Source organism: Streptomyces mabaensis, from assembly GCF_053763515.1.
Window position 1 is genome coordinate 215253 of the sequence record NZ_JBSOPZ010000005.1, and the last position, 19673, is coordinate 234925.

Annotated in this window: 18 protein-coding genes; 10 read left to right on the plus strand and 8 right to left on the minus strand. The window is 71.5% G+C overall.

Translation table 11 applies throughout. From position 1 onward, the window contains the following. Window positions 1-52: 52 nt before the first annotated feature. Both ACWV17_RS06690 and ACWV17_RS06695 read left to right on the plus strand, forming a co-directional pair. Window positions 53-232 (plus strand): gliding motility protein, encoded by a 180-nt coding sequence (locus tag ACWV17_RS06690; protein ID WP_455358874.1) that lies wholly within the window; start codon window positions 53-55, stop codon window positions 230-232. Window positions 233-254: 22 nt separating this feature from the next. Continuing rightward, the gene (locus ACWV17_RS06695) at window positions 255-491 is read left to right on the plus strand and encodes an antitoxin (protein WP_455356600.1); all 237 of its coding nucleotides are present in this window, start codon (window positions 255-257) and stop codon (window positions 489-491) included. 98 nt (window positions 492-589) lie between these two features. Here ACWV17_RS06695 and ACWV17_RS06700 read toward each other — a convergent pair whose 3' ends face one another. Next, complete coding sequence (locus ACWV17_RS06700) at window positions 590-1303, minus strand: class III extradiol dioxygenase subunit B-like domain-containing protein (protein WP_455358875.1); 714 nt, start codon at window positions 1301-1303, stop codon at window positions 590-592. A gap of 82 nt (window positions 1304-1385) precedes the next feature. Further along, the gene (miaB, locus tag ACWV17_RS06705; protein WP_455358876.1) at window positions 1386-2909 is read right to left on the minus strand and encodes a tRNA (N6-isopentenyl adenosine(37)-C2)-methylthiotransferase MiaB; all 1524 of its coding nucleotides are present in this window, start codon (window positions 2907-2909) and stop codon (window positions 1386-1388) included. Window positions 2910-3089: 180 nt separating this feature from the next. Here miaB and ACWV17_RS06710 point away from each other — a divergent pair, with 180 nt between their 5' ends. Next, window positions 3090-4541 (plus strand): aldehyde dehydrogenase family protein, encoded by a 1452-nt coding sequence (locus ACWV17_RS06710; protein WP_455358877.1) that lies wholly within the window; start codon window positions 3090-3092, stop codon window positions 4539-4541. A 103-nt stretch (window positions 4542-4644) separates the two neighbouring features. Here the strand turns inward: ACWV17_RS06710 and ACWV17_RS06715 are convergent, their stop codons facing one another. The 3 genes from ACWV17_RS06715 to phnA all read right to left on the minus strand — a co-directional run bounded on the left by ACWV17_RS06715 (window position 4645) and on the right by phnA (window position 8635). Next, window positions 4645-5778, minus strand: a complete 1134-nt coding sequence (locus ACWV17_RS06715) for a TIGR03364 family FAD-dependent oxidoreductase (RefSeq protein WP_455358878.1) — start codon at window positions 5776-5778, stop codon at window positions 4645-4647. A gap of 73 nt (window positions 5779-5851) precedes the next feature. Further along, entirely contained in the window at window positions 5852-7222 is a 1371-nt protein-coding gene (locus tag ACWV17_RS06720; RefSeq protein ID WP_455358879.1) for an MFS transporter, read from the minus strand. 156 nt (window positions 7223-7378) lie between these two features. Then, window positions 7379-8635 (minus strand): phosphonoacetate hydrolase, encoded by a 1257-nt coding sequence (phnA, locus tag ACWV17_RS06725; protein ID WP_455358880.1) that lies wholly within the window; start codon window positions 8633-8635, stop codon window positions 7379-7381. 205 nt (window positions 8636-8840) lie between these two features. Between phnA and ACWV17_RS06730 the strand changes: the two genes are divergently transcribed. Beyond that, window positions 8841-9797, plus strand: a complete 957-nt coding sequence (locus tag ACWV17_RS06730) for a LysR family transcriptional regulator (RefSeq protein WP_455358881.1) — start codon at window positions 8841-8843, stop codon at window positions 9795-9797. Between the two features lie 56 nt (window positions 9798-9853). Further along, the gene (locus tag ACWV17_RS06735; protein ID WP_455358882.1) at window positions 9854-10858 is read left to right on the plus strand and encodes a TAXI family TRAP transporter solute-binding subunit; all 1005 of its coding nucleotides are present in this window, start codon (window positions 9854-9856) and stop codon (window positions 10856-10858) included. Between the two features lie 6 nt (window positions 10859-10864). On the opposite strand, the gene ACWV17_RS06740 is transcribed toward ACWV17_RS06735, so the two are convergent. The 3 genes from ACWV17_RS06740 to ACWV17_RS06750 form a co-directional block, all read right to left on the minus strand. After that, window positions 10865-11830, minus strand: coding sequence for an ROK family protein (locus ACWV17_RS06740; RefSeq protein ID WP_455358914.1), 966 nt, complete (start codon window positions 11828-11830; stop codon window positions 10865-10867). A gap of 202 nt (window positions 11831-12032) precedes the next feature. Then, window positions 12033-13442, minus strand: coding sequence for an ATP-binding protein (locus tag ACWV17_RS06745; RefSeq protein ID WP_455358883.1), 1410 nt, complete (start codon window positions 13440-13442; stop codon window positions 12033-12035). Between the two features lie 12 nt (window positions 13443-13454). Further along, window positions 13455-14147, minus strand: a complete 693-nt coding sequence (locus ACWV17_RS06750; protein WP_455358884.1) for a response regulator transcription factor — start codon at window positions 14145-14147, stop codon at window positions 13455-13457. Window positions 14148-14410: 263 nt separating this feature from the next. On the opposite strand from ACWV17_RS06750, the gene ACWV17_RS06755 reads away from it, so the two are divergent. From ACWV17_RS06755 to ACWV17_RS06775, 5 genes are all read left to right on the plus strand, one after another. Beyond that, window positions 14411-15187, plus strand: coding sequence for an amino acid ABC transporter ATP-binding protein (locus ACWV17_RS06755; RefSeq protein ID WP_455356589.1), 777 nt, complete (start codon window positions 14411-14413; stop codon window positions 15185-15187). Window positions 15188-15265: 78 nt separating this feature from the next. Further along, window positions 15266-16108, plus strand: a complete 843-nt coding sequence (locus tag ACWV17_RS06760) for a glutamate ABC transporter substrate-binding protein (protein ID WP_455358885.1) — start codon at window positions 15266-15268, stop codon at window positions 16106-16108. Window positions 16109-16182: 74 nt separating this feature from the next. Then, window positions 16183-16857 carry an amino acid ABC transporter permease gene (locus ACWV17_RS06765; protein WP_455358886.1) on the plus strand — a complete coding sequence of 225 codons (675 nt, stop codon included), beginning with the start codon at window positions 16183-16185 and terminating at the stop codon, window positions 16855-16857. Beyond that, on the plus strand, window positions 16854-17765 hold the full coding sequence (locus ACWV17_RS06770) for an amino acid ABC transporter permease (RefSeq protein ID WP_455356987.1): 912 nt from the start codon (window positions 16854-16856) through the stop codon (window positions 17763-17765). The genes ACWV17_RS06765 and ACWV17_RS06770 overlap by 4 nt, the downstream gene beginning before the upstream one ends. 190 nt (window positions 17766-17955) lie before the next feature. Continuing rightward, on the plus strand, window positions 17956-19644 hold the full coding sequence (locus tag ACWV17_RS06775; protein ID WP_455358887.1) for an FAD-dependent monooxygenase: 1689 nt from the start codon (window positions 17956-17958) through the stop codon (window positions 19642-19644). Window positions 19645-19673: the final 29 nt, after the last annotated feature.

The window sequence follows — 19673 nt, forward strand, 5'->3', positions numbered from 1 at the left end:
GGGCGTTTTTGCACGGTTTCGTCGGAAGTCCCAGGCGTCAACCGAGGAGGCAGTGACGGCCACTCCTACGACGGACTCGGCGGACACGGCGGCCGCGGCGGCGTCGTCGTCGTCCGGGACTCAAGCACCGGACTCGGGGAAGGCCGACGGGGCCGATGGGGTCGAGATCCCCAAGCAGCAGTCGGCGGACGAAGCCGCTGACAGCGAGGCCGGCGAGGGCGCCCGCAAGTAACCGCGTCAGGAGAAGGTGACCCATGGGCCTGCTGGACACCATGAAGCACAAGGTCGGCGACCTCGCGCAGCAGCACGGGGGCAAGATCGAGCACGGACTGGACAAGGCCGCCAGAACGGTCGACTCCAAGACCAAGGGCAAGTACAGCAGCCGGATCGCGACCGGTACGGACAAGGCGAAGCACGCCCTGGACCGGCTCGCGCACAAGGAGGGCGAAGAGGGCGCCGGACCGCCGCCTCCTCCGCCCGGGGCGTTCTGAGTCCACGGGCGAAGTCCACGGGCGAACGACGACGGCCGCGGGAAGCCCCGCGGCCGTCCCGCGCGTCCGCGCACGTGGTGGCCGAGGCCGGGTGGCGGTTATGACCAGGCCGCCACGAAGTAGGCGACGCCGTAGGGCGCTTCCTCGTACAGCAGTTGGCCGCCCAGGGCCGTGCCCTCGGCGGCTCCCGCGAGGACCTGCCAGGGCGCGCGCCCGGCCGCCTTCAGCTCGTACGCGAGATGCGCGTCGATCGACGCCAGCGCGGCCACGTCCGCGTCGGCCAGCGCTCGGGCCGCCTCCGCGTCGAAGCCGACGGCCCGCTCGTCGAGATAGCCGGGCGCCTTCACGGTCCGGCAGGCACTGCCGTCGCCCATGACCAGCAGAGCGACCCGTTGCGCCTGGGCGGCCAGGTCCCGGCCGACCTGCAGACAGCGCTCGGTGGTCAGCGGCTCGCCCACCCCGAGGCCCTCGACCGGCGAGGCCGACCAGTGGGCGTGCTCCAGCAGCCACGCGGCCACCGCGAGGGACGGCGGAAGCGGCCGTTCCGGCGTCCCTGCCGCCGCCGTGCCGAGACGTGCCCGCACCTCCACGCCGAAGCCGTGGAACGAGCCGGTCGCCCCCTGTGAATACGGGCCCCGGCCCTCCTGCTCGGCGGGCCCGACGACGATCAGCCGGTCGGGCCGGGATGCGGCCAGCACCCCGAGGGCGTCCGAGCACGCGGCCCGGGCGGCGTCGAGTTCGGGAGCAGCCCCGGCGGCGACCTCGGGCACGAGGAGCGGCGGGCAGGGACAGACGGCTGCGGCTACGAGCATGATCCGCAGCCTAGTGCGGCGCGGCGGCGAACGGCGGCCGGGCCGGTGGCGGACCAGCGCCCGCGCCCCGGTGACCGTCCCGTCAGGCCGGCGCGTTGCAGCCGGTGCTCGCGGGGGGCAGCGGGGCCGGGGCGCCGATGGTCGGCAGGCCGAGCATCACGCCCGCCGGCTCCGGCGGGGCCGCGGTCCGCTTCTCCCACGCGTCGCCCGCACGCGTGCGCCGTACGCCCGTGGTGGGGCCTTCCGCGAGCAGGTGGTGCGGGGCCGCGTACGTGATGTCCACCGTCACCACGTCGCCCGGGCGCACCGGCTCCCCGGGCTTGGTGAAGTGGACCAGCCGGTTGTCGGGGGCGCGGCCGGACAGCCGGTGCGTGGCACCGTCCTTGCGGCCCTCACCCTCCGCGACCATGACCTCCAGGGTCCGGCCCACCTGCTTCTTGTTCTCGTCCCAGGAGATCTCCTCCTGAAGGGCGACCAGCCGCTCGTACCGCGCCTGCACGACCGCCTTCGGGATCTGGTTCTCCATCTCGGCCGCCGGCGTACCGGGCCGCTTGGAGTACTGGAAGGTGAAGGCCTGCGCGAAGCGTGCCTCGCGCACCACGTGCAGGGTTTCCTCGAAGTCCGCCTCGGTCTCGCCCGGGAAGCCCACGATGATGTCCGTCGAGATCGCGGCGTGCGGAATGGCCGCGCGTACGTTCTCGATGATCCCGAGGTAACGGTCCTGCCGGTACGAGCGGCGCATCGCCTTCAGCACCGTGTCCGAGCCGGACTGCAGCGGCATGTGCAGCTGCGGCATGACGTTGGGCGTCTCGGCCATCGCCGCGATCACGTCGTCCGTGAAGTCGCGCGGGTGGGGCGAGGTGAAGCGGACCCGCTCCAGGCCGTCGATCGTCCCGCAGGCCCGCAGCAGCTTGGAGAACGCCTCGCGGTCACCGATGTCCGCGCCGTACGCGTTGACGTTCTGGCCGAGCAGCGTGATCTCGGAGACCCCCTCGCCGACCAGCGCCTCGATCTCGGCGAGGATGTCGCCGGTGCGGCGGTCCTTCTCCTTGCCGCGCAGCGCCGGGACGATACAGAAGGTGCAGGTGTTGTTGCACCCCACGGAGATGGAGACCCAGGCGGCGTAGGCGGACTCGCGGCGCGTGGGCAGCGTCGAGGGGAACGCCTCCAGCGACTCGGCGATCTCGACCTGCGCCTCCTCCTGGATACGGGCGCGCTCCAGGAGCACCGGCAGCTTGCCGATGTTGTGCGTACCGAAGACGACATCGACCCAGGGGGCCCGCCGCACGATGGTGTCGCGGTCCTTCTGCGCGAGGCAGCCGCCGACGGCGATCTGCATCCCGGGCCGCTTCGACTTCATCGGGGCGAGCCGGCCGAGGTTGCCGTACAGCCGGTTGTCGGCGTTCTCCCGCACCGCGCAGGTGTTGAAGACGACGACGTCGGCGTCGCCCTCGGCGGTGCCCTCGGGCGCCCGCACATAGCCGGCGTCCTCCAGCAGGCCCGACAGCCGCTCGGAGTCGTGGACGTTCATCTGGCACCCGTAGGTGCGTACCTCGTACGTTTTCAAACCGTCCACTACTCCGCCAGCCACGTCGTTACCGCTCACCCGTCCAGGGTAAGGGCTCCGCCCGGGGTCCCTGCGGCCGATAGGGCCCGGTTATCGGCCGCATTCGCGAATCGTGCCTTGTGACGGCCCTGCGCCTGCGCGAGCCTGGCCGGATCCGGCGGCGTCGCCGGCGGGTCCAGCGAAGGGGAGGGCATGGCACGCGTTACGGAGCGTAATCCGGTGGCACAGCACCTTCGGCGCAACTTCATCGACGGACGGTGGGTCCCGGCGGAATCGGGACAGACCCGGGAGAACGTCAACCCGGCCGACGTCTCCGACGTGATCGGCGAATTCACCGAATCCGGCGGCGTCGACGTGGACCACGCGGTCGACGCAGCGGCCGGCGTCCTGCCAGCCTGGCGTGGGCTCGGGCCGGTCAAGCGGGCGGCGTATCTGGTGGAAGCCAGTCGCATACTCGGCGCGCGGGCCGAGGAGATCGCCGCCGTCATCACCCGCGAGCAGGGCAAGCTGCTGAGCGAGGCACGCGGCGAGGTGGGCCGGGCACGGGCCGTGCTGGACTTCACCGCGGGGCAGGCGCGGCTGCTCGGCGGGGTGACCGCGCCGGCCGAGGAGGAGCGCACCTTCGCGTACACCTTCCGCAGGCCCATCGGGGTGGTCGGTCTGGTGTCCCCGTGGAACTTCCCGCTCGCGATCCCGCTGTGGAAGGTCGCGCCCGCGCTGCTGGCGGGCTGCACGGCCGTACTGAAGCCGTCCCCGCTGACGCCGCTCACCTCGGCGCTGCTGGTCGAAATCTTCCAGCAGGCGGCGGTCCCCGACGGGGTGCTGAATCTCGTGCAGGGCGATGTGGCGGCGGGCGAGGCGCTGGTCGCCCATCCGGCCGTCGCGGGCATCAGTTTCACCGGCTCGCTGCCCGTCGGTACGGCCATCCACACCGCCGGGGCGCACCGGCTCCTGCGTACCCAGCTCGAACTGGGCGGCAAGAACGCGCTGATCGTGTGTGACGACGCCGATCTCGGCAAAGCCGTGGACGCCGTGGTGCACGGCGCTTTCGGACAGGCCGGGCAGCGGTGCTCCGCGACGAGCAGGGCCGTGGTCGACGTCCGGGTGCGGGACGAGTTCCTGGACCGGCTGGTGCCGCGGGTCGCGGATCTGCGGGTGGGGCCCGGTGACGACCCGGCGTCGCGGATCGGCCCGGTCGTCAACGCCGCCCGGCTGGAGGCCGCGCTCGCCGCGGTCGACGGCGCCCAGCGCGACGGCGGCAAGGTGCTGTGCGGAGGCGGGCGGGAGCGGCGGGCGGATCTGCCCGAGGGGTACTACGTACGGCCGACCGTGATCCGCGATGTGCCGTGGGACGGCGAGCTGGCGCAGGAGGAGGTGTTCGGTCCGGTGCTGGCCGTGGTCGACGCGGACGGCTTCGACGAGGCGATGTCGATAGCCAACTCCGTGAAGTACGGGATGTCGGGCACGGTCTTCACCGCGTCCCAGTCGCGGGCGTTCGAGGCCGTCGAGCGTTTCGAGGCCGGGATGTTGCATGTGAACCGGCCCGGGGTCGGGGCGTACGCGCACCTTCCGCATGTCGGGTCGAAGGCCTCGCAGTACGGGCCGCCGGAGTGCTCGCCGCAGGTGTGGGACTTCTACACCGAGTGGCGTTCGGCCTGCATCGCCTACTGACGCACGGCCTACCGGACGTCCTACGGGACCGTCGTACGGGACCGTTGTACAGGCGATGCCCCTCACCGGAACCGGTGAGGGGCATCGGCATGTCCGCGTGGCGTCAGCCGCCGACTACCTCCTCCGCCAGCCCGAAGGAGAGCGTCATGCCGGCCCCGCCCACGCCGTTGACGACCGTGACGCCCGGCTCGGGTTCGACGACCAGGTCGGTACGGCCGTCGCGCAACGACGGGTAGTAGCCGCTCCAGCGCTCGGTGATCTCCGGATTCGGCAACTCGGCGAACGTACCGAGGTAGTCGAGGACCGCCTGGTTGATCTCCTCGCTCTCGAAGGGGTCGAGGGTCTTGGCGTACGTATGGCTGTCACCAATGGTCAGTCGCCCGTCGGCGGTCTGGGACAGCAGGACGTGAATGCCGTTCGCCCGGTGGAAGGGCAGCTCCTCGCCCAGCCGGGCGGCCAGCGCGGCCTTCGAGGTGCAGTCGTCGAAGGCCGCGTAGTGCAGGAGGGTCAGTCCGCCGCACAGCATCGGGCCGAGCTGCCAGCCGGCGGGCTGGGGACCGGTGCGCATCATCTGGAGCTTGCAGCGCACCAGACCGCTCGCGCTGAAGACCTCGGGGTACAGCGTCTCGAAGTCGTTTCCGCTGCACACATACACCCGGTCGACCGCCCAGTCCCCGACGGTGGTCGACACGGTGGGCAGGTCGATGCCGCGCACGGTCGCGCCGAAGCGGATGTCGACGCCGTACGCGGCGGCGAGGTGCTCCGCGACCGCCGGGATGGCCCGCCGCGGGTCGACGTTCAGTTCGGTCGGGCTCCACATCGCGGCGAGCAGCCCGTCGGCGCGCGCCGTGCCGCTGCGCTCCAGCGTCTCCCGGGCGGTGATCATCCGGGCGCCCTGCTCGCGGGCCCGCGGCGCGCTCGCGAGGAACTCCTCCAGCACCGCCAGCTCGTCGGGGTGGTGGGCGAGGTGCAGCGAGCCGGTCTCCGCGGCCCACAGGCCGGACTTGGCGGCCACCTCCAGCCAGATCTCGCGGCTGCGCAGGGCGCGCTCGTAGATCGCGCCGCGCTGCTGGCCGATCGACCAGATCATGCCGAAGTTGCGGATGGAGGCGCCGACGGCGAAGTCGTCGCGCTCGAACAGGACGACACGGTCTCCTCGGCGGGCGGCGGCGAGTGCGTGGGCGAGGCCGACGATGCCTCCGCCGACGACGGCGGTGTCAGCACGGTTGACGGTCAAGGGGTCCCCTTTCCATGGGGTTCGACGCGTACGGGCTTGCGGGGCGTACGGGCTTGCGGGGCCAACGGGAAGCTCAGGACGTGGTGCGGGGCAGCCGGTTCCAGTGCGGCAGCATCAGCAGCCCGGCCAGCAGCGCGGCTCCGGCGAAGCCGGTGAAGAGCACATCGCCCGAGAGGAATCCGGGCAGCAGCCCACCGAGAATCGCGCCCACCGAGCCGCAGCCGTTGACGAGCCCGGCGGCGGTGCCCGCGCCCTTCGCGCTCCCGAAGTCGACGGCGGCGACACAGGAGATCATCGCGTCGGCCGCGTACACGGACAGGCCGATCACCGCCAGCACCGCGATCATCACCATGGCGCTGCCGGCCGCGGTGAGCGGCATGAACAGCGCGAGCGCCGTCGTCAGCACCCCGAGCGCGAGGACGCAGGCGGGCACGCGGCGGGACTGGAAGCACCGGTCGGAGATCCAGCCGACGAGGATCGGGGCGAGTACGCCGGCCACGCCGAAGGCGACGGGGATGAGCGTGGCGCCGACCTTGTCGACCTCGGGAAGGCGGCGGCTGACGATCACCGGGCCCCAGAGCAGGATCGCGTAGCGGGCGGGCTTCAGCAGGAAGTACGCGAGGCCCAGCGTGAGCACCATGCGGTCGCGCAGCGTCTCGCGGTAGAGCGCGAGGCCGCCGGGGGACGGGCTCTCCGCGGACGCGCCGGAATCGGAAGCCGTCGCCTCGGCGGGCTCCTCCAGCCCCACGTCCCGCGGCGAGTTGCGCTGGAAGACGAGGAAGAGCGCCAGGACGACGGCGAGGGCCGCCGCGCCGGCCAGGAACGCCACCTGCCAGCTGTCGAACACCGAGTACGCGATCCAGCCCAGGAAGGGCGGGGCCGCGAGGCCGCCGAACGCGTAGTTGGTGCTCCACAGGCCCAGGACGCGGCCGCGCTCCCGCACCGTGAAGAAGTTGCCCATGTTCTTGCACAGCGGCGCCCAGCCCGCCGACTGCGAAAGGCCCTGGAGCACCATCGCGCCGCCGAACACCAGCAGGGCGCTGCTGACGCCCATCACACAGGCCGCGGCGATGGCCCCGATCATGCCGCCGACGACCACGACACGCGGCCCGAACCGGTCGGCCCACATGCCCCAGAGGAACTGACCGGCGGCGTACGCCGCGAGATAGACCGCGTCGATGACGCCCAGCGCGCGCTCGGTGAGCACGGTGTTCACCGCGGGGTCGTCCAGAATGCCGAGCTTGGCGACGGAGAAGGCCTGTCGTACGAAGTAGAAGCCCGCGTACGCGAGCCAGGTGATCGCGAAGATCCGCAGTCGCCAGCGAGCGGCGCGGGCCGAGCGCAGGACCGGTGAGACCTGGTCCAGCGCTTCGCGCGTGGTGACGGCCGCTGTGCGGCGTCTGCCGGCGTCGGCTGGTTCTTGCTGTGGTGCGAGGTCGGCCATGGCGGAGGTCCTGTCCTCGACGTGCACGGTGGTTGGGGAGTTGAGCGGTGAGCGTTGTACGTGGGCATGGCTCGGCCCCGGCGCACGCCTCGGCAGCGCGCCGGGGCCGGGTCATGGGGGACGTGGGGGGCTTGTCGGGTGGTCAGGTGCCAGGTGTCAGGGGGTCAGCGGCTGTCCCGCGGCAAGGGCGTTGCCCACCCAGTAGGCGTCGAAGTTGCGCAGCCGGTGCCCGTGCGGCAGCGGTCCGACCGGTGCGTTCACCAGGAACGGGACCCGCTGCTCGGTGAGGCCGCCGTGCGAACGCAGCGGCTCCTTGAAGCCGGAGATGTCGTGCCGGGCGGGGGTGGTGCCCAGCGCCGTGTTGCGTTCGGAGATGACGACGATGTCGCCGATCCGGTCCCCGGGCAGCTCGAAGCGCTCGCATGCCTGCGCACGGGTGAGGACGGTGTCCACCCCCTCCAGGGCGGCGACTTCGCCGGCCAGCGCGGCGATGTCGGTGTCCGCCGGCAGGTGCACCGTCGCGTACGAGCCGAGCGCCCCGTGGTGCACGGTGTACGGGTCGGTGATGGGGAGGACGACCCGGGCCGCCCCTTCCCCCAGGCGTGCGTCGAGGACGTCCTGGAGGAACACGACCTGCGCCTCGCCGTCGGCGTCGCTCTTGGCGTTCATGCCGTGGTCGGCGGTGACGACCAGGACCGCGCCGAGGGCGTCGATCCGCTCGAAGTACCCGTCGAGCATCGCGTAGAAGTCGTTGGCGACGGGCGAACCGGGGGCGTGCTTGTGCTGGATGTAGTCGGTCAGCGACAGGTACATCAGGTCCGGCCGGTCCTTCTCCAGTACGTCCGTACCGGCCGCCATCACCAGCTCGCTGAGCTCGGCGCTGTACACCGAGGGCAGTTCCCGGTCGACGCGCTCCAGCACCTTGCTGATGCCGTTCTCCTCCTCGGTGACCTGGTCGGCCTTCTCCGCGGAGAAGCACATTCCGTCGACCAGGTCGCGGCCGAGCAGCCGGCGCAGCTTGTCCTTGGCCGTGATGACGGCGACCTTGGCGCCGGCCGCGGAGAACGCCGCGAAGAGGGTGGGCACCCGCAGCAGCGCCGGTTCGTTCATCATGACCTCGGTGCCCGAGACCGTGTCGTAGAAGTAGTTGCCGCAGATGCCGTGCACGGCGGGCGGCGTGCCCGTCGCGATGGACAGGTTGTTGGGGTTGGTGAAGGACGGCATGGTGCAGTCCGCCCGCAGATCGCTGCCGTGGTGCAGCATCCGCTCCAGGAAGGGCATCCGGCCGTCCGCGATCGCCCGCTCGTGGTAGGCGTCCTCGCTGCCGTCGATACAGACCACGACGACCGGCCGGCGGGGCCACGCGTAGCGGCGCCCGTTCACCTCCAGCTGCTCTGCAACAGGTTCCTTCATGACGGATCCACCCCTGAGGTCGAAGGCGCGGAGCGGTGAATCCCGCTCCGTGTTTCATGGGTAGCACCCGCTGCCGCCGGCGGAGAACCACCGGAATCGCTATGGCGGCCATAGCCGATTGCGGACCGATGAGACCCCTCCCCACCAGGCGCGTTCACGGCTAGGCTCACCGCGCGGGCGCTCGACGATCAACGTCAGGAGGCGTATGGAACTCAACCTCCACCGGTTGTGGATCTTTATGCAGGTGGTCGAGCACCACGGCTTCTCGGCGGCCGCGCAGAAGCTGTACATGAGCCAGCCGTCCGTCTCCAACCAGGTGCGCCGGCTGGAGCAGTCCCTGCGGGTCACCCTGATCGACCGCTCCGGCGCCCGGACCCGGCCCACGGCCGAGGGGGAGGTGCTGGCCGCGTACGGGAAGCGGGTGTTCCTGCTGGCCGACGAGGCCGTCGCCGCGGTCCAGCAGGTCAGCGGACTGGCCTCCGGGCGGCTGCTGGTAGGCGGCACGACCACGGTCGGCACGTATCTGCTGCCGCCGCTCCTCGCCCGGTACCAGCAGGAACACCCTGGAATCGAGTGCGACATCTTCGTGGGCAACAACGAGGCCGTGGTGGAGCGGCTGCTCGGCGGCGGGATCGGGGTCGCGGTGGTGGCCGGAGCACCGGCGGCCGCGCAGCTCGTCACCGAGGCGGTTCTCGACGAGCGGCTGGTCCTGATCGCGGCGCCGTCGCACCCGCTGGCCGGTTCGGGGTCGGGTGCCGCGGCCGGGTCCGGTGCCGCGGCCGGGAGCCGTGACGTACGGCCGGCGGATCTGGCCGGGTCCCGCTTCCTGTTGCGCGAGCCCGGTTCGCAGACCCGGGAGCTCCAGGAACAGGTCCTCACGGAATGGGAGCTGACGGAGGTGTCGCGCGGCGACGTCTGGGGCCCCGAGGCCGTCAAGCAGTGCGTCGCGGCCGGTCTCGGAGTCGCGTTGATCTCCGAGCACGCAGTGGTCGACGACGTACGGGCCGGGTCGCTCAGCGTGGTCCCGGTCAGTCCGCGGCCGCGCTCCCGCCCGATCAGCCTGGTACGCCGCCGCGACCGGCTGCTCTCCCCCGCCGAGCGTGCGTTCATCGGTCTGCTGCGGACGATCGGCCGCTGGCCACGGGAACTGCCGGCCTCCTGACGCTCAGCCGGGCTCAGCCCTGGCCATTACGGTGAGTGAGTGGCAGGATCGCGCGCATGCCGTCCGTAATCCCCCGGCTCCCCCGGCTCCACAAGCGCCGCGCCCTGCAGGGCTCCGTCGCGGGGCTGGTCGTACTCGGTCTGCTGCTGTGGTGGCTGCTGCCGCTGGGCACGTCGTCGCCGAGCGGGACGCTCACGTTCAGTACGGGCGTACGCACCGGCGTGTACCAGCGCTACGGAGAACTGCTGGAACAGGCCCTGGCCCGCGACCTGCCCGACGTGAAGGTCCGGCTGAGGACGAGCGAGGGCTCGCAGCAGAACCTCCAGCGGGTGGCCACCGGGGAGGCCGATTTCACCATCGCCACGGCGGACGCTGTGGCGAAGTACCAGCGCGACAACAAACCGGGGGCCGCACGGCTGCGCGGCTGTGCCCGGCTGTACGACGACTACGTGCAGCTGGTCGTGCCCAAGGCGTCGGACGTACGGACGGCCCGCGACCTGCGCGGCAAGCGGGTCGCCGTGGGCCAGCAGGGGTCGGGCGTACGGCTCGTCGCGGAGCGGCTGCTGACGGCCGCGAAGCTGGACCCGCAGCGGGACATCACACCGGTGTCGATCGGCATCGACACCATGCCGTCGCAGCTGGAACGCGGCGACATCGACGCGTTCTTCTGGTCCGGCGGCCTGCCGACGACCGCCGTGAAGGAGCTGTCCGAGCGGACCGAGATCCGCCTGGTCCCGCTCGGCGACCTGGTGGAGGCGCTGCACGGGGGCGGCACGCCCACGCGCTACTACCGGGCCGCCGTGATGCCGGCCGACGCCTACACCCGCGCGCAGGACGGGGCCGCCGTGTCCACCGTGGCGGTGCCGAACCTGCTGGTCACCACCGACCGGATGGACCCGGCGCTGACCGAGGGATTCACCCGCACGGTGATAGACCGCCGGGACCGCATCGGGAGCGAGGTGCACGCGGCCCAGCTGGTCGATCTCCGCACGGCCATCTACACGGATCCGCTCCCGCTGCACGAGGGCGCGGCGCGCTACTACAGCTCGGTCAAACCGTGAGCTCGGTCAAGCCGTGAGCAGCTGAGCCGCTGCGGCCGCCGCGCCGACCAGGCCCGCGTCGGTACCGAGCCGGGCCGGGACGACGTCCAGGTTCCGTACGAAGGAAAGCGCGGCGTAGCGGTCGAGGTGACGGCGGAGCGGGCCGAAGAGCACCTCGCCGGCCGCCGCGACGCCGCCGCCGATCACGGCGAGGTCGGTCTCCACGAGGGTCGCGGTGGCGGCCACGGCGGCGGCCAGCGCCTGACCGGCGCGGTCGTACGCGGCCAGCGCGGCCGGGTCGCCGGCGCGGGCCGACGCCGCTACGGCGGCGGCGCTGCGGTCCGTACCCGTCGGGCGCCAGCCCATGGCGGCGGCGCGGCGGGCGATCGCGGGCCCGGAGGCGAGCGCCTCGACGCAGCCGCGGCTGCCGCAGGCGCACCGCGGACCGTCGAGGTCGACGCTGATGTGGCCGATGTGGCCCGCGTTGCCGGTCGGGCCCGGGTGGAGCCTGCCGCCGAGCACCAGCCCGCCGCCGACGCCGGTGGAGACCACCATGCACAGGACGTCGGCCCGGCCGCGGGCGGCACCGAGCCAGTGTTCGGCCGCGGCCATCGCCACGCCGTCGCCGACGAGGACGGCGGGGACGGCGCAGCCGTGGCGGGCCAGCGCGTCTTCGGTCCGGGCGTGGACGGGGAAGTCACGCCAGGCGGCGATGTTGACGGGGCTGACGGTGCCCCGGAAGGTGTCCACCGGCCCCGCGCTGCCGATGCCGCAGCGGCGCACGGCCGGCCAGTCGGGGTGGCCAGCCAGTTCGGCCAGCACGGCCTCGACGGCGGCCATCACCACGTCCGCGTCGGTGGAGACCGGGGTCGGGCGGCGCGCGGTGGCGGTCAGCGCCCCGTCCTCGCGGACGAGGGCACCGGCGATCTTCGTACCGCCGATGTCGAGGGCGACGGTGCTCCCGCCACCGCCGGCGCCGCGCGGCTGGGGCACGGTGATACGGGCCGGTCGGGCTTCGGCGGTGGTCACAGAGGCGCTCCTCGGTGTCGGGCGGGTCGGGGGGCGTGCGGTGCGACATATACGGCAATGGCGGGACCGTACGCGATGAGCCCCCACAACACACCCGGACCGCGGCCTTCCGCCCCACGGCCGACGGGCGCGGCGGACAGTGTCGTCGGCGCCCCGCGGGCGAGGATCAGGTGTTCGGGGCCGTGCGGGGGACCGAGACCGTCACCCGCAGACCGTGCGGCGGGTTCGTCTCGTATGCGAGGGATCCGCCGCCCGCCGCGAGCAGTGCCCGCGAGATCGACAGGCCCAGCCCCGAGCCCTTGATGTTCTGGTGGCGGTTGCTGCGCCAGAAGCGGTCGCCGACCCGGGCGAGCTCGTCCTCGGTCAGACCGGGCCCCCGGTCGGCCACGGTGACCGTGGCGAACGCGCCGCCTGAGCCGGCCGACACCCGGACCTCCTCACCCTCCGGGGTGAACTTCACGGCGTTGTCGATGACGGCGTCGAGTGCGCTGGAGAGCGCGACCGGGTCCGCCCAGCCGGTGACGGCCACGATGCCGTCCCCCGTCAGCCGTACCCCCTTCTCCTCGGCCAGCGGGCGCCAGGCCGCGACCCGCTCCGCCGCCAGCGCCCCGATGTCGGTGAGCCGTACGTCCGCCGCGGTGTGCTCGGCCAGGGCCAGGTCGAGGAGGTCGTCGAGCACCTGGGCCAGCCGCTTGCCCTCGGTCCTGACCGAGGCGATCTCCTCGTTGCCCTCAGGCAGTTCGAACGCGAGCAGCTCGATCCGCAGCAGCAGTGCGGCGAGCGGGTTGCGCAACTGGTGGGAGGCGTCGGCGACGAACGCGCGCTGCTGCTCCAGCACGTCTTCGACGTTGTCGGCCATCTCGTTGAACGACCGGGCCAGGCGCCTGAGTTCCGGCGGGCCCCCGGACGCCACCACCCGCGACTTCAGCCGCCCGGTGGCGATGTCGTGCGTCGCCGCGTCCAGGATGCGTACGGGCCGCAGTACCCAGCCGGTGAGCCGGATGGCAGCCCCCACGGCGAGCAGCATGGCCGCCGCCTCGCCGGCCGCGATGACGAGCCAGCCACGAAGGATCTTGGACCGCATCTGGCCGGTGGGCGAGTCGGTGACCACGACGGCGACCACATCGCCGTCGAGGACGACCGGCGACGCCACCACGATCCGGCCGTCCTCCTGCCACGGCCAGACCTGCGGCGGGTCGTGGCTGCCGCGGCTGGCGAGTGCCTCCTGGAACGCCTCCCGTTCCTCGCCGGCCGGGGCCACGGTCCAGTCGCCGGGAGCCTTGGCCATGGCGCTGTCGTCGCGGTAGAAGACGCCGGCCCTGATCCCGTACAGCTGGTGGTACCGGGTGAGGTCCTTCTGCAGGGTGTCCTGGCGCTGCCCGACGCCCGGCGGGCCGGTCGTCGCGGTGTCGCTGACGAACTGCGCCAGCGCGGCGAAGCGCGCGGTGTCGTCGATCCGGTCGATGACCACGCGCTGCTGCTGCGCGGCGGCCACGGACACGGCGAGCGGAAAGCCGAGCGCGAGGAGCACGCCCGCCATGAGGACGATGAGGAGCGGGAGCAGACGGGTGCGCACGAGGCGTTGACTCTACGGGGCGGGTACGACGAGCCGGTAACCGACGCCGCGCACCGTCTCGATGAGGGCGGGCATCCGCAACTTCGAGCGCAGTGAGGCGACATGCACCTCCAGGGTGCGGCCGGTGCCTTCCCAACTGGTGCGCCACACCTCGCTGATGATCTGCTCGCGGCGGAAGACCACGCCGGGCCGCTGGGCGAGCAGCGCGAGCAGGTCGAACTCCTTACGGGTGAGCTGAATGGGCGCGCCGTCCACGCTCACCCGCCGGGTGGGCAGTTCGATGCTGACCGGGCCGAGCCGGACCGTACTGTCGGCGGCGGTGGCGGCTTCCTCGCCGGGCACGGTGCGCCGGCTGACGGCATGGATGCGGGCGAGCAGTTCCCCGGTGTCGTACGGCTTGACCACGTAGTCGTCGGCGCCGAGGTTGAGCCCGTGGATCCGGGAGCGTACGTCGGCTCGCGCGGTCACCATGATGACCGGGGTCGAGGTGCGCTTGCGGATCTTGCCGCACACCTCGTAGCCGTCCTGGTCGGGCAGGCCGAGGTCGAGGAGCACGACTCCGAACGGGGGCGCCCCGGCGGGCAGCAGCGCCTGGAGGGCCTCCTCGCCGTTGCGGGCGTGCACGACCTTGAAGCCGTGCCGGGCGAGGACGGCGGACAGGGCCGCGGCGACATGGTTGTCGTCCTCGACGAGCAGCAGTCTCATCCGGTGGCCCCCTTCCGTTGGCTCCGCGTTTCCTCTTTCATGGTCCCCTGGCATCCACGCGGATCAAGCGGCCTTCGTCAAGGGACTTCCCGGCCCGGGGAACGTACCGTTACCCAGCCGGTACGGGCGCGAGCCGGGCCCGGACACACAGCGTGTCCGGGCGCGACCGGATCGTTATGCTCAATTTCCCCTCAGATGTAATGACGCAGGTCCGGCCAGCTCACTAGGGTCCTCCCAACCGAGGAGGACGGAGCAAGAGGCCGATGAGCGGAGTATCAGTGACCAAGGATGCCGTGCCCGCCACGGATGACCTGGTTGTGCTGAGCAACGTCAACAAGCACTTCGGCGCGCTGCATGTGCTCCAGGACATCGATCTGACCATCGCCCGGGGCGAGGTCGTGGTCGTGATCGGGCCGTCCGGGTCCGGGAAGTCCACACTGTGCCGCACCATCAACCGGCTGGAGACGATCGACTCGGGCGAGATCACCATCGACGGCAAGACGCTGCCCCAGGAGGGGCGCGAACTGGCCCGGCTGCGGGCCGACGTCGGGATGGTCTTCCAGTCCTTCAACCTGTTCGCGCACAAGACCGTGCTCGAGAACGTCATGTTGGGCCAGATCAAGGTCCGCAGGACGGACAAGAAGGCGGCCGAGGAGACGGCACGCAACCTGCTCGACCGGGTGGGTGTCGGCACGCAGGCGGACAAGTACCCGGCGCAGCTCTCCGGTGGCCAGCAGCAGCGCGTCGCGATCGCGCGGGCGCTGGCGATGAACCCGAAGGTCATGCTCTTCGACGAGCCGACCTCGGCGCTCGACCCGGAGATGATCAACGAGGTGCTGGAGGTCATGCAGCAGCTCGCCCGGGACGGCATGACCATGGTCGTGGTCACCCACGAGATGGGCTTCGCGCGCTCCGCCGCCAACAGGGTTGTCTTCATGGCCGACGGGAAGATCGTCGAAGAGGCGACCCCCGACCAGTTCTTCAGCAACCCGCGCAGCGACCGTGCCAAGGACTTCCTGTCGAAGATCCTGCACCACTGAACCGCACTGAACCCGCCTCATACGGAAGCATGTTCAGTCGATCACACAGATCCCGTTACTCACTCAGGGAAGTTCACCATGAAGCTCCGTAAGGCCTCTGCTGCCGCCGCAGCCGCAGTCGTACTCGCCCTGACCGCCACCGCGTGTGGTGGCGACAGCGACAAGGGCAGCGAGGGCGGCTCCGGTGGTGGCGACAAGATCACCATCGGCATCAAGTACGACCAGCCCGGCCTCGGCCTGAAGACGCCGGACGGCAAGTTCACCGGCTTCGACGTCGACGTCGCCACGTACGTGGCCAAGGAGCTCGGCTACGACGCCAAGGACATCACGTTCAAGCAGGCGCCCAGCGCCGAGCGCGAGAACCTGATCGCCAACGGTGACGTGAAGTTCGTCGTCGGCACCTACACGATCAACGACAAGCGCAAGGAGCGGGTCGACTTCGCCGGCCCGTACTTCCTGGCCCACCAGGACCTGCTGGTCCGTGCCGACGACAACTCGATCACGAAGGCCGAGGACCTCAACAGCAAGAAGCTGTGCTCGGTCACCGGCTCGACCTCGGCGCAGAACGTCAAGGACAAGCTCGCCCCCAAGGCGGACCTGCAGGAGTTCGGCGGCTACTCGGAGTGCATCACCGGCCTGGAGAACGAGGCCGTCGACGCCCTGACGACCGACAACTCCATCCTGGCCGGCTTCGCCGCGCAGAAGGAGCACCAGGGCAAGTTCAAGCTGGTGGGCCTCAACCTGAGCGACGAGCCGTACGGCATCGGTCTGAAGAAGGGTGACAAGGAGCTTCAGACCAAGATCAACGCCGCCCTCGAGAAGATGAAGACGGACGGCTCCTGGGACAAGTTCGTGAAGGCGAACTTCGGCCCGGCCAACTACAAGAACGAGCCTGCCCCGGAGATCACTGAAGGCAGCTGAGTCCGCGGTGGCGCGCCATCGGCCCGAGCCGGCGGCGCGCCCCACCAGCCAACCTGGGGAGAGCGCGGGGCAACGTGTTCGACTTTCTTGATTCCGGGCAGTACGACCTGCTCGGCGCCTTCTGGGTGACGGTTCAGCTCACCCTCTACTCGGCCGTCGGCTCCCTGATATGGGGGACGATCCTGGTCGGCATGCGGGTCAGTCCAGTCCCGCTGATGCGGGCCTTCGGCACCGCGTACGTCAATCTCGTCCGCAACACCCCGCTGACGTTGATCATCATCTCCTGCTCGCTGGTCCTGAACCAGACGCTGGGCTTCGCACTGGGCGGCGAAAACTTCAAGGACATCGGCTTCCGGCTGGCCGTCCTCGGTTTCGTCGCCTACACCGGCACCTTCGTCTGCGAGGCGCTCCGGTCCGGCATCAACACCGTGCCCGTCGGGCAGGCGGAGGCCGCCCGCGCGCTGGGGCTCAGCTTCACCCAGGTGCTGACGCGGATCGTCCTCCCGCAGGCGTTCCGCTCGGTGGTCGCGCCGCTGGCGAACGTACTGATCGCCCTGACGAAGAACACCACGGTGGCCGCGGCGATCGGTGTGGCCGAGGCCGCGCTGCTGATGAAGGAAATGATCGAGAACGAGGCCGACGCGCTCTTCGCCGTCTTCGCGGTCTTCGCCTTCGGGTTCATGGTCCTGACCCTCCCGACCGGCCTGATTCTCGGCTGGGTGGCCAAGCGTGTGGCGGTGAAGCGATGACTTCTGTTCTCTACGACGCCCCTGGCCCCCGCGCCAAACGGCGGAACGTCCTCTACACGATCGTGTTCCTGGCCGCGCTCGGCCTCGTCATCTGGTGGGCGCTGTCGGTCATGGCCGACAAGGGCCAGCTGGCGGCGGACAAGTGGAGTCCGTTCGTCACGGACTCCCAGATGTGGACGACCTACCTGCTGCCCGGTCTCGGGCTGACCCTGCAAACAGCGGCGTTCTCCATCGTGATCGCGCTGCCGCTCGGCGCGCTGCTCGGCATCGGACGGCTGTCCGACCACCGGTGGATCCGCGTTCCGGTGGGCGCCGTGGTCGAGTTCTTCCGCGCCATCCCGGTGCTGATCCTGATGTTCTTCGCCCAGGCGCTGTTCGTGCAGTTCACGGACATCGAGTCGGAGATCCGGCCGATGTACGCGGTGGTGACCGGCCTGGTGCTCTACAACGCCTCGGTCATCGCCGAGATCGTCCGGGCCGGCATCCTCTCGCTGCCCTCGGGCCAGACCGACGCCGCGAAGGCGATCGGTATGCGCAAGGGCCAGACCATGTCGTACGTGCTGCTGCCGCAGGCGGTCACCGCGATGCTGCCGGCCCTGGTCAGCCAGGTCGTAGTGATCGTCAAGGACACCGCCCTGGGCGGCGCCCTGCTCGGCCTCGCCGAACTGATGTCGCAGTACCGCACGATCCCGGCGAACTACGGCGCGAACACCATCGCCGCGCTCACCGTGATCGCGCTCATCTTCGTCGCGCTCAACTTCCTGCTCACCAGCGTGGCGTCGTGGCTGGAGGGCAGGGCCCGCCGGTCCAAGAAGGGCACCGGCGCGGTACTGGCGGCCGACGAGGTGGACGAGCTCAACGCACCGGGTCACGTGACGGACCACGTCCACGGCGACACCGGCACCTGACGCCCGGGCCACCACCCGGCAACCCGGCCACCGGATCACGAGGGGGCAGCGGCCACGGCCGCTGCCCCCTCGCCGCATACGCCCGTCGCTTGACGCAAGCACTCGCAATCTGTTGCATACGTTGTGTGATCGTGCGCCGGGCTCCACTTGCCATCTTTCGTTCCGTCAGCAGGACTGAGGGAGCCGTGCCGTGGACCCGGTGATCGTCGTCGGCGCCGGGCCGGTCGGCCTCGCGCTGGCCCTGGCGCTCGCCCAGCAGGGCGTCCCGTCGGTGGTGCTCGACGAGACTCCGGGCAAGGACCTGCCGCGTCCGGCGCGTACGGTCGTCCTGCATCCCGACACCGCCGCGATGGTCGAACGGCTCGGCTGCGCCACCACCAGGGACGAAGGCGCGCGCTGGACCGGATGGCGGACGCTGCGCCGCAGGCAGGAACTGCGCCGGCTCTCCTTCGGTGACGGTCCGGAGGACGACGGGTCCGCGCCGCTGCACGTGCCGCAGCACGCGCTCAGCCGCGGGCTGCGGCTGGCCGCCGCCGCGCACGGCCTGGTGCAGATCGTCACCGACACCAAGCTCGACTCCCTCGAACAGGACGCGAGCGGCATCACCGCGCACACCCGTGGCTCCGAGACCACCTGGTGGCGCGGGAGTTACCTGGTCGGCTGCGACGGGGCGCGCTCCACCGTGCGCAAGCTGCTCGACATCCGCTTCTCGGGCCGTACGGCGGTGGAGCGGCAGGCGGTCGCCGCACTGCGCACCGAACTCCCCTGGCCCGACGAGGCGTTGCTGCACCGGCTGCCGCCGTGGCGCGGCTCCGGCGAGGAGGTGACGGCCCGCCCGCTGCCGGACGACGTGTGGCGGATCGACTGGCTGCTGCCGCCCCGCGGCGACCTGGTCACGCCGGACGTACTGGTGGCGCGGGTACGGGACACGCTGGCCGGGTGGTGCGGCGAGACTCCTCCGTACGAGCTGATCGACACCGGGGTGTACACCCTGCACCACCGCCTCGCGCGCCGCTGGCGTACCGGCCGGGCCTTCCTCGCCGGGGACGCGGCGCACCTGCTCGGCGCGATCGGCACCCAGAACCTGGAAGAAGGACTGCGGGACGCCGAGAACCTGGCCTGGAAGCTGGCCCTGGCGTGGCATCACGGAGCGTCCAGGACGCTGCTGGACAGCTACCAGGCGGAGCGGCGCACCGCCGTCGCCGCCCGGCTGCGGGCCGCCGACCAGTCGCTGCCGATACTGCGGGGCGGCGGGGGTCTGCGGACCCGCCTGCCGGGCGCCGCGCGCGGCTACGACGCGCTGCTGGCCGACGGGCATGTGGGGCGCGGCCCGCTGGGTGCGCCCCCCGGCTACGCGCGCTCCCCCCTCGCGCCTCCGAGCATCACGTCCGGGACCCCGACCGGCACCGAGCCGGGCACTCCCGCCGCCGACGTCCGGGTCACGGCTCCCGACGGGACGACCGCGCGGCTGCGCGACCGGCTGGGGCGGGGACAGCTCCTGGTGGTGCTGGTCGCGCCGGGGACCGGTGTGTGGGACCGGCGGCACTGGCTGAAGGCCGGGGTCATGCCGCGGCTGGCGGCGGCGGTTTCCGCACTGCCGGTGCGGGCGGAACTGCTGGTCACCGAGGGCTATCCGGGCGCGTCCGCGCACACCGTGCTGCTCGTGCGGCCGGACGGGCATCTGGTGACCGCGTTCACCGGGGTACGGCCCGCGGAGCTGTACGCGTGCGCCGATGCCGCGCGCGGTGGTGCGCCGGCCTCGGCGGAGGCCGCGGGTGAGACCGCCGGGGAGGGCGCCGGGGAAGGCACGGGTGGAACCGCCGGGGAGGTACCGGCCGCGCGGGAGCGTGTGGAGGACCGTACAGCGGACATCAATTGACCGTCGCGGTCACGCGTGGTGTACTCCGG